The sequence below is a fragment of the Staphylococcus sp. HMSC077D08 genome (genome assembly GCF_001837945.1).
GTDB classification, from domain to species: Bacteria; Bacillota; Bacilli; order Staphylococcales; family Staphylococcaceae; genus Staphylococcus; species Staphylococcus epidermidis.
This window is the reverse complement of record NZ_KV834794.1, coordinates 115,606-126,285: the sequence shown is the minus strand read 5'-3', so window position 1 is coordinate 126,285 and position 10,680 is coordinate 115,606. Positions and strand designations below refer to the sequence as shown.

General features: G+C 27.7%; 6 protein-coding genes and 2 pseudogenes. 6 read left to right on the top strand and 2 right to left on the bottom strand.

The features are described from left to right. Positions 1 to 266: 266 nt before the first annotated feature. The 3 genes and pseudogenes from HMPREF2663_RS08345 (at position 267) to HMPREF2663_RS12370 (ending at position 2,221) form a co-directional block, all read left to right on the top strand. Positions 267 to 923 (top strand): DUF443 family protein, encoded by a 657-nt coding sequence (locus tag HMPREF2663_RS08345; protein ID WP_371106694.1) that lies wholly within the window; start codon positions 267 to 269, stop codon positions 921 to 923. A gap of 41 nt (positions 924 to 964) precedes the next feature. Continuing rightward, a pseudogene (locus tag HMPREF2663_RS08340) lies at positions 965 to 1,264 on the top strand (DUF4176 domain-containing protein). A gap of 861 nt (positions 1,265 to 2,125) precedes the next feature. Continuing rightward, positions 2,126 to 2,221 (top strand): type I toxin-antitoxin system Fst family toxin, encoded by a 96-nt coding sequence (locus tag HMPREF2663_RS12370; RefSeq protein WP_019236174.1) that lies wholly within the window; start codon positions 2,126 to 2,128, stop codon positions 2,219 to 2,221. 212 nt (positions 2,222 to 2,433) lie between these two features. On the opposite strand, the gene HMPREF2663_RS08335 is transcribed toward HMPREF2663_RS12370, so the two are convergent. Next, a complete protein-coding gene (locus HMPREF2663_RS08335; protein ID WP_176746332.1) occupies positions 2,434 to 4,053 on the bottom strand; it encodes a UvrD-helicase domain-containing protein in 1,620 nt (539 codons plus the stop codon). Further along, positions 4,046 to 5,809: an ATP-dependent nuclease gene (locus tag HMPREF2663_RS08330; protein WP_070846175.1), complete on the bottom strand. Its 1,764-nt coding sequence runs from the start codon at positions 5,807 to 5,809 to the stop codon at positions 4,046 to 4,048. The genes HMPREF2663_RS08335 and HMPREF2663_RS08330 overlap by 8 nt, the downstream gene beginning before the upstream one ends. Positions 5,810 to 6,137: 328 nt before the next feature. On the opposite strand from HMPREF2663_RS08330, the pseudogene HMPREF2663_RS08325 reads away from it, so the two are divergent. From HMPREF2663_RS08325 to fabI, 3 genes and pseudogenes are all read left to right on the top strand, one after another. Next, positions 6,138 to 6,743 (top strand): annotated as a pseudogene (locus HMPREF2663_RS08325) (recombinase family protein). A 41-nt stretch (positions 6,744 to 6,784) separates the two neighbouring features. Further along, complete coding sequence (locus tag HMPREF2663_RS08320; protein WP_070846173.1) at positions 6,785 to 9,481, top strand: DNA methyltransferase; 2,697 nt, start codon at positions 6,785 to 6,787, stop codon at positions 9,479 to 9,481. 234 nt (positions 9,482 to 9,715) lie between these two features. After that, positions 9,716 to 10,486: an enoyl-ACP reductase FabI gene (gene fabI / locus HMPREF2663_RS08315; RefSeq protein WP_002439142.1), complete on the top strand. Its 771-nt coding sequence runs from the start codon at positions 9,716 to 9,718 to the stop codon at positions 10,484 to 10,486. The last annotated feature ends 194 nt before the right edge of the window (positions 10,487 to 10,680 follow it).

Here is a 10,680-nt window from a genome sequence, read left to right as displayed (position 1 = left end):
CAATAGGAAGCATTATATATTTAAAAGAAGGTCTTAAAAATTAATGATATGAAACATAATACTGAGTCAACCATCAAAGATTATAAAACAAAGGTACATCACACTATTAACTATACTGAAGAAACAGTAAATCATGTTTCTGATACAGTAAAAGATACTTCTAATCATGTTAGAAAAAAGTGAGTCAATCAATTACTGCAGTTACTAATTCTTTGAATCCAATGAAAGCTTTTTAAAAATATTTTAAATTAGAAAGAATGTGATTAATCATCGATAAAATAACAATAGAAACTATCGAAAAAAATAGTAAATTTAAACTGATACATTATGAAAATAGATACTTTATTATTGATTTAAATCGAAATAAATTAACATATATATTCCCATTGTTGAATTATTTGACGAAACAAGTATTGATTGAGATTGATAAAAATGAAATTAGTAAAGTTAAGACTGAAAGTTTGAAAAAAAATAAGACCAAAAATGCCATTACTAGTTTGAGCATTGGTGCATCTGTACTTATAGGTTATTTAGTAAAACCTTTAGGTAATTATTTGGATTTTTCAACAACATATACATTAAACATTATATTAATTTTAATTGCGATTGTGCCTATATTGCTTATTAAAGGCGTTGTTAATAAAAATAAGAAGTTCAAATTACAATTATATTTAAAAACTGATACATTTAGAGCACACGTGTTACCAAATATTAAGGAAGTTGTGAAAAACATACTTTTAAACTTTATTGTTACTTTTTTATTTGTTGCTATGATTTGTGGGTTTATATTTCAAAAAGAATCTAATTTTATTTATTTGATAGCAATCTCATTATTATTAGCAACAATCTTATTTCAAAATGTGTTGTTATACGCTCAAACAGAAATTTCAGGTAAAATTGGTAAGATTAAAAGTAAATCTTAAATCATTTTAAAATGTTCTCAGAGAAAGACAGGTGAAATAAAATGGAAACAATAGGAAGCATTATATATTTAAAAGAAGGTTCTCAAAAGTTAATGATTATCAATCGTGAGCCAATTGTAGAAATTGAGGGTCAAAAGTATTTGTTTGATTATTCAGCATGTAAGTACCCAGTTGGTGTTGTTGAAGATCAAATATACTATTTCAATGAAGAGAATATTGATAACGTTATATTTGAGGGCTATTCTGATCAAGATGAAACAAGATTTCAATGATTATTTAAAGAGAAGATAGATAATTTGGATGAAGATATTCAACGTGGGACTGTTCAACAAAAAAGATAGTTACGGTTTGAGTTAACTTAAGTCATGATTATGAGAAGTTCCGTCATTATAAAAGGGGTATCAAGGATTTATATACATTTCACATTCATCTTTAATTACCGAATAATCGGTTTCCAAAACTTTTTTGAATTATTTTTGTTTACTATATCCTTTCTTTGATCATCATTTAATTTATCGCCTTATTGCAATTCATTATTTTGTTGTTTGTACTTTTATTTATCTTTACTTACATCACTATACTGAGAAACTATTTTCTTCTTCTTTATCAGAAATAATCTTTATGAAATCTAAAATATCCATTGTTTCTGGAACTTTAATGTCTTGTCTCTTATTAGCTGAATAATTAATTTGTCTTTGTTCTTCTAACTTAGAGTCTAACGGTTACATTTTTAGTTAATTTACAATGAAATACTTGATGTTTTCAAGTTTTTTGATCTTTCTTACAATTCTTTTATTATTTCATTTACTCTCTTAATATTATCGTTCCTTTAAAAAATTTTACTATAAACACTGTTATTAAGGTATTTACCACCGATTTTTTAAAAGGTTGTTAATACAGTTAGAAAATTTTTTACAATCATAACTTCTTAGTTTAAGTAACTGTAATTCAATGGATTCACCTTTAGGTAGATTATGAATATAACCAATTTCAGACATAAAATTATATCTTTAGTATGATTAAGTAAATTTTGAAGTTAGGTATAGTACTAAAATCAAGATTGTTATTCTTGCATTTTGAAATTTAAAAAGACATAAAATGACTTATCGGAAGTAGATATGTTTGTATATTCACAGCTGGTATAATAATAGAGTCGCCTATCTCTCAGGCGTCAATTCAGACGCAGAGAGGAGGTGCTAAAAATGACAGATATTCTTGTTCACATCATGACCACAGCAGCAAGTGGTTGTATCGTTGCGTTATTTTCGTATTGGCTTCGAAAACGTGATGATAAGTAAATAGGTGACTAAGCCACACCATTAAAAATCCCCTCACTATTGCGAGTAGTGAGGGGATTGGTGCATAAAATGCAGATATTCTTGTTAACTAAATTATAACACTGGTTAGTAGAAGAATGCAAAATTACGCTCACTATTTCTAATAAATATTTTTTTGAATTAAAGTAGTGAATACTTTTCTAACTATAAATTTGGAAGTGAGTCTAATATATTTACCAATTTAAATCCACCCTTAGACTGGGTGTATTATTTCTATATAAAAACTGCGATTCTTTAGCTTCAATAAAATCTTGTTGTTTCGATCTATATCTGTGACTTCCTATCATGATATAACAAGCTTCAATTGCTCTTGTAATTCCGACGTAATGTAAATTTAAAGATTGTATATAATCCTCTTTAGATACCCAATTACCTCGTGGTGGTAAAACCCATTCATATAAATCTAATAGAAATACACACTTGAATTCTAATCCTTTTGATTTATGTAATGTCATGATATTAACTTCATCTTCTGATGCAGGTTTGAAGCTACATAAAGCTATTTTGCTACTTATAACTTCTTTTAATTTTCTATAAATTTGTTCATCTGGTTTATCCGGATAAATTAGTCGGGCGATGTTATGAAAATCTTCAATGTTAGATATGAGGTCTTTTTCATCTAAATTAAATATTTTATCAACAATGATTAGTCCTTTTTGAAAGTTTTTATAATTTAATTCTTCATTTATGTATCTACTAACAAAACCTAGAACAGTTTCAGAATTTTTTTTATATAAATAATAGGAAGATAAAAGGTCATTATACAAAGTTGCCCAATTTCCATTTATGTTATCTAAAGCTGTTTCAACAAATAATTTATTATTTATTTTTAAAAAATCAGAAGCCCGTTTAGCTGTTTTGTTACTTCTACACAAAATTGCAAAATCACTATTTTTATTTATATTATATTTTTTCTTTAGTTTTTCAAAGTTTTTTTCTATAGATTGAATAATATTTTCGTCTGTTCCTAAGACATTAACTTTAAATACTCTCTTTTCTTTCATGATATTTTTTCTTTTGATACCCATAAGTTCTAAAGAATAATCTGAAATTGAATCGTGACATCTATGGTTTCTAGTAATTTCCAAATGTGTAAAATCTTCCATTCCTATTAATGATAATAAATATTTAGAATATCTCCCACTAAATGCATAGATGGCTTGATCTAAGTCACCTACTGCTATACCTTTAATTCCTTGATTTACTAACTCTAAGAAAACTTTGTGTTGAATGTGACCACAGTCTTGGTACTCATCAATAAAGATATGAGTATATCTCGCTTTGAGATAAAGTAAACTTTGTGGGACTTTTTTGAGTATATATAATGCTGTTTCACCACTAATTTCTAAGAATATCAAACCATCTTGTAATGATTGTTTAAGTAGTTCAAATATTTCTTCATCTATTTTACTTTCTTTTAATTTTTTTAACTGTTTATATTTAGGATAATCGTTAAAAGAGTTTTTTATTTCCAGTGATTTTCCTTTACCACATAAGTTCTTTGCAAAAGGAATAATAATTTCAGAAATATAAAATTTATCAATAGTTCCAAAAAAGTGGTTCTTATTTTCTGTCTTCTTCTTCTTATAACGAGATTCCAGCTCTTGACTGGCTTTTCTGGTAAAGGAGATAGCTATAACTCCTTGAAAGCTCATTAAATTTGTAGATACATCTATAATTTTTTCTATTATTGTGTGTGTTTTTCCACTTCCTGGTCTAGCAGTAACAACTAAATTTCCTTGTTCTTTGATAATCTTCAGTTGTTCATTTGTAGCACTAATTTTTTTACTCATGACCATTAACTACCCCTTTTGCTAAAGATTCAATTTGTTTAAGTGGTTTAGAAATTTCATCGTTTTCTAAACATTTTAATTCATCAAAATTATTTTTTAAAAACTCTAACATGTTCTCAGCTTTTGCCTTTTGCATTTTATCTACTGTCTGTTTTTCATTCTGAGTATTATAGAAATTCTTTAAAGATGTAAACAAGTTGCTATGAACTAAATCATGTTCAAGGTCTATATGAGATAAGTATATGTAGTAATGTTCTATTTTCTTTTTGATTTCGTCAGCAAAATCGATAGCACTCTGTGGAGGCTCATTAAATTTTATCCATTCATTTTTGTCTTTATTATCTTCCCAAAAATGTAATAGATCATGATTGTTATCTTTTAATAAAAGCTCTTTATATATACCGATAACACGTGATATTCCTGCATAATAAGAAAATTCACTATCCTTCTCTTTCTTGGTTTTATTAAAAATATCATTATCAGTCCGTAACACAAATGGAATATCTAAAGCTAAGCAAATTTTAATATAAGGTTTAAATCCTACACCGTTCACTGTAATTATTGAAACATTCAATTTGTCTAAATCAATATTCAATTTTTTAGCAAGCGCAGTATAAAATAGTTTTTCTGACGGACCTTCTACTAAAAAAACTGCATTTACAAAGAATACATCAGAAGTTATTGCATCTAATCTATAACCAAAATCATCAAATTGCACTTGTAATTCTTCACTACATCCACCTTTTGCTACTTTTGTAGTTTTGTTTTTAGCGTATAATTTGACTATCTTATTTGGTCTAAATTCGGAAGCTATATGAGGAGAGTGCGTAGTAATAAATATTTGTTCATCAAATTTATCTAACAAGTAATTAGAAAGCTTACGTTGTTGTTGTGGATGTAAATGGGCTTCTGGTTCTTCTATAGCATAAAAAGTAACTTTCTCTAGTGAGTTTATGTTTTTTTGTTTAGAAATCCAGGTTGCTAAAAAAATTTGATTATTTCTGCCATCTCCCCCTAAGGTTAAAGCACCTTCATCTGTATTGTAAGTTAGCTCAATATTACCTAACATTTTATCAATATCAGAATTAGCATTTTTAAAACTCAGTTTTTGACCTACATTATGTATAGCAAGCGATTCCAATTCGGCGTTTACTTTGTCTAAAGATTCGTGAATGTAGTTTAAATGATCTACTTTGCTATTCATAATGGTTAAATCATTTTTTATTTCAGTTATACGGTCTTCATCTTGTTTGGCTTGCTCTTCTGTTAATTGTGATTTTGCATTCTCGAGTATTTTATTTTTTTCTCGTTTCATAAAAGAATCTAAATTGCGGTTTGTGTTTACGTACTCCATATTTAATCTTTTAATATAAAATCGAGAACTTTTTAGCTCTAATAGTTCTTCAGTAGGCCCAGTAAGTATACTATATTCACCATTTTTCGAATTTTTATATTGTATATATACTGTTTCGTCATTGATATCTCCCCTAAATGTGGTTAATAAACAATCTTCTTGAATATGTGTTATTTTAACTGTTATTTCAATGCTTTCAGATTTAGTATATACATTATAATCGCTATCAAATAAATCTAAGTCTCTGTCACTTAAACTTCGATCAAATAAGAGTCTTAATGCAAATATTAAGTTTGTTTTTCCTATATCATTTGCCCCTATAATTAAAGACTTATTGGAGAAATTAATTTTTTCCTCACTAAAATTTCTAAATCCTTTTATTTTAATCCATTCTATATTCACTTAAGTGAACCTCCTATGTATTATTTAATTAGCAAATAAACTAACACCTTTTATGCATTTTTTTGTATATATTTGTAATGGTTCTAATTTTTAAATCATTCATTATTTTTATAATATAACAATATATTAACAAACTTTAATTAAAAATACATAATGTTTTGTCATATAAAAAATATAAATCCTTATAAGAAAAGAAAATATAAATTGAAAAAGTATAAATCAACCTTTTGTATGATTTTGGTACACCCTAATCATACAAATACAGTTATTGAATTTATAGTAACTAAAACGTATGATTAGGTGTATATTAATTATGAGGTGGAAATCAATGATTGTTGGCTATGCGAGAGTATCATCTATCAATCAAAATTAGAAAGACAACTTGAAAATTTAAAGTCATTTGGTGCTGAAAAAATTTTTACAGAAAAACAGTCTGGTAAGTCCATTGAAAATAGACCGATATTTCAAGAAGCACTTAACTTTGTGAGAATGGGGGGCGGTTTGTAATGGAACCAATTGTTCGTTTAGGTCGTAATTATGATGAAATGATTCATACCGTTTATTATTTAAAAGACAAAGAAGTTCAATTGATGATTACTAGCTTACCTATGATGAATGAAGTGATTGGCAATCCATTATTAGATAAATTTATGAAAGATCTAATCATTCAAATATTAGCAATGGTTTCAGAACAAGAACGAAATGAAAGTAAACGTAGACAAGCACAAGGTATTCAAGTTGCGAAAGAAAAAGGTGTGTATAAAGGATGGCCTTTACTTTATTCACTAAATGAAAAGGATTCTAAAAGCGCATTGTTTATCATCGAGTTGTAGAAATGTTAGAAGAGGGCAAATCAATTAGTGGGATTGCAAAGCGAGTCAATATAACAAGGTATAAGGTTTATAGAATAAAAAGTGATAAAGATACTTTTTAGTATAATAGTAACAATTAAAGAAATATATTAGGAGAAATGATATGGATAAAGAAATATTAAATAATTGCTATAAATTTTTAAAATTACATCTAGGTGACAGTGATGAAAAACAACAAGCTCAAATGTGGATTAGGGATTTTCTAGAAATATTTGATATTCCTAAACAAAAAATTAATATTGGCTTTGAATGGAGAATAAATATTGATGGCTCACAAAAGTATGCAGATCACTTACTAAATGGACTTTTATTAATAGAAATGAAGTCTAAAGGAATAAAATTAGACAAAGCTAAATCCCAAGCTTACAGATATGTCATAAATCTAGATAAAGAGGACATACCGAAATTCATTATATTATCGAATTTTGAAAGAATTCAATTACTAGACTTAGTAAACCCTCAAAAATCAATAGATATTCGAGTAAAAGACTTACCTAAGTATATTGAAAATTTTAACTTTTTGCAAAATAAAGTAAGTGAAGTATATATACCGTCAAATCCAGTAAACGAAAAAGCGGCAAAAATGATGGAAAGATTACATAACAATTTGATAAAGATGAGCTATCCTAAAAATGCTTCAGACTTATTAATGACTAGAATAGTGTTTTGTCTTTTTGCCGAGGATAGCGGTATTTTCAATCGAAATCAATTTATCAACTACATAGTAAACGAAACTAATGAAAATGGAAGCGACTTAGTAGATAAACTCTCAGCACTTTTTCAGGTACTTAATACTCCAGAGAATAAGAGATTTCAAAATGATGTTTTAAATAAATTCCCATATGTAAACGGGGGCCTTTTTAAAGTAATACAACCTAGTGGTTTATCTTTAAATAGCGAAATTAGGAATAATTTAATACAGACAGCAACACTAGATTGGTCGAAAATTTCTCCAGTAATATTTGGATCAATGTTTGAAGGAGCAATGGATAGAAGTAGACGTCATTCTTTAGGTGCTCACTACACTTCAGAATTAAATATAATGAAAATAGTCAATGGCCTATTTTTAAATGATTTACGAGAAGAATTTGAAAACATTATAAAAATCAAAACACATGATATTAAAATATCAAAACTTGAAGCTTTCCATGACAAATTATCAAAATTAAAATTTCTAGATCCGGCATGTGGAAGTGGTAACTTTTTAATAGTCGCATATAGAGAATTACGAAGATTAGAACATGAAGTTCTTGATGAAATAAATCAAGGACAAACGATATTATTTGATATTACGGATTACATTAAAGTGGATATAAATCAATTTTATGGTTTTGAAATAGTTCCATATGCAGTATCTGTAGCTAAAATAGGATTATGGATTATGGATCACTTAATGAATATTGAAGCTAGTAATCTGTTTGGTAGAGCTTTCTTAAGATTACCACTCCATGCTAGTGGTAATTTATACGCTGTAAATGCATTAACTAATGATTGGGAAGAATTAGTTCCTACTAAAGAGTTGAGTTATATACTTGGTAATCCCCCCTTTATTGGTGCGAGACTAATGTCAAATGAACAAAAAGATTCGTTTCTAAAAGTAATGAATTTTAAAAATAGTGGTAATTTAGACTTTGTATCAGCATGGTATTATAAGACCGCCTTATTAATGCAAAAAAATAAAAATATTAAAGCTGCTTTAGTATCTACTAATTCAATTTTTCAAGGTGAACAGGCTAGTATATTATGGTCAATTTTATTTGAAATGGGAATACATATAAATTTTGCTCATCAAACTTTCAAATGGGATAATAATGGAGCAATCGTTCATGTTTGTATAGCTGGTTTTTCATTAATAAATGATAAAAACAAGACTATTACTAGCTATTATGATAATTATTCTAAAACAAAGAGAATAAAAGTAAAGAATATAAATGAGTATTTAACAGATGCCCCAATTGCCAATGTAAGAAAAAGAAGTTCACAGATATCTAATATGCCAGTAATGAATTTTGGAAGTATGGCTAATGATAATGGTCATTTTATTTTGAATAATAAAGAAAAAGAAGAACTTATTGATACTTATCCAGAGATTACAGATTTTATTTATTCATTCATAGGATCAAAAGAGTATTTGAGAAATGAACAAAGGTATATATTATATCTAAAAGATATAAATATAAAAACTTTAAGAAGTAATCCTAATATAAAAAAAAGAGTTCAACAAGTACAAGAGTATAGATTAACTAGTAAAAGAAAAAAAACTAGAGAATTGGCTAATATACCTACACTTTTAGGAGAGGATCGCGTAAGTTTTTCTAATAAATTAATAATTCCTCGAGTTTCTTCTACTAATAGGCCATATATGCCCATTGGATTTGTAAATAAATATACTATTATCAGTGACAGTGCTTTTCAATTAGTAAATGCTGATTTGTATATCTTTGGTGTTTTGCAATCCAAAATGCATACTATATGGGTGAAATCTGTTGCAGGAAGACTTAAAAGTGATATACGTTACTCAAATACTTTAGTATATAATACATTTGTTTTTCCAAAAGTTACGCATAAGCAAAAAAATTACATTAAAGATTTATCTCGAAATCTATTAAAAATTAGACATGATTTATTAGATAAAGGTAATTCTATAGCAGATTTATATGACAAACTATTTATGCCAATAGAACTTCAAAATGCTCATAAAAAATTAGATAATGCTATAGAATATTTATATAGAAAAGAACCATTTAGAGATGATAATGATCGATTAGCCTTTCTAATAAAACTTTATAAGAACTTATAGTCTAAGAAGTAACATATATTAATTGTTATCATAAGTTACCTATAATAAAATAAGTTTGGTAAATTTTGTTCGTAAACCGTTAAAAATATACAATGAATATGATTATTGTGGCCATTTTATTTTGCTTTATTATCAGGTACTAAAAATGTTAAACTATTAAGGGTATAAAGGGTTAGTAAACATAAAGTTAACCAGCCTGTAGTAATAATCAATTTAAATTAAGGAGACACTATCATGTTAAATCTAGAAAATAAAACCTACGTCATTATGGGTATTGCGAATAAACGTAGTATCGCATTTGGCGTCGCTAAAGTATTAGATCGATTAGGTGCTAAACTAGTATTTACATATCGTAAAGAGCGTAGTCGTAAAGAATTAGAAAAATTATTAGAACAATTAAATCAATCTGAACATTATCTCTATGAAATTGATGTTCAAAATGATGAGGATATCATTAATGGTTTTGCTCAAATCGGAAAAGATGTAGGCCAGATAGATGGTGTTTATCATTCAATCGCATTTGCCAATATGGAAGATTTACGAGGTCGATTTTCAGAAACATCTCGCGAAGGTTTCTTACTTGCACAAGAAATTAGTTCATATTCACTTACACTCGTAGCTCATGAAGCCAAAAAACTTATGCCTGAAGGTGGAAGTATTGTTGCGACGACTTATATTGGTGGTGAGGCAGCAGTTCAAAACTATAATGTTATGGGTGTAGCTAAAGCAAGTTTAGAGGCGAATGTTAAATATTTAGCTTTAGACTTAGGTGAAGATAATATTCGTGTCAACGCAATTTCTGCAGGGCCAATTCGTACTTTAAGCGCTAAAGGTGTAGGTGGATTTAATACAATTCTTAAAGAAATTGAAGCAAGAGCACCGTTAAAACGCAATGTTGACCAAGAAGAAGTAGGTAAGACAGCTGCATATTTGTTAAGTGATCTTTCAAGTGGCGTAACTGGAGAGAACATCCACGTGGATGGTGGATTCCACGCCATTAAATAATTATTGATAAATTAAAAAGTCACATAGTATAATCTTACAATTGGTGCACAGGGATGATTTGTAATAAAAAATCATCCCTGTTTTTGTGTATAAGAATGCGTTATGACATTTAATTATTCAAGAAATAAATTAACAATCGGCAATGCTACTTTGATATTTATAATATATTTAATGTATAAATATTAATTTTAGAT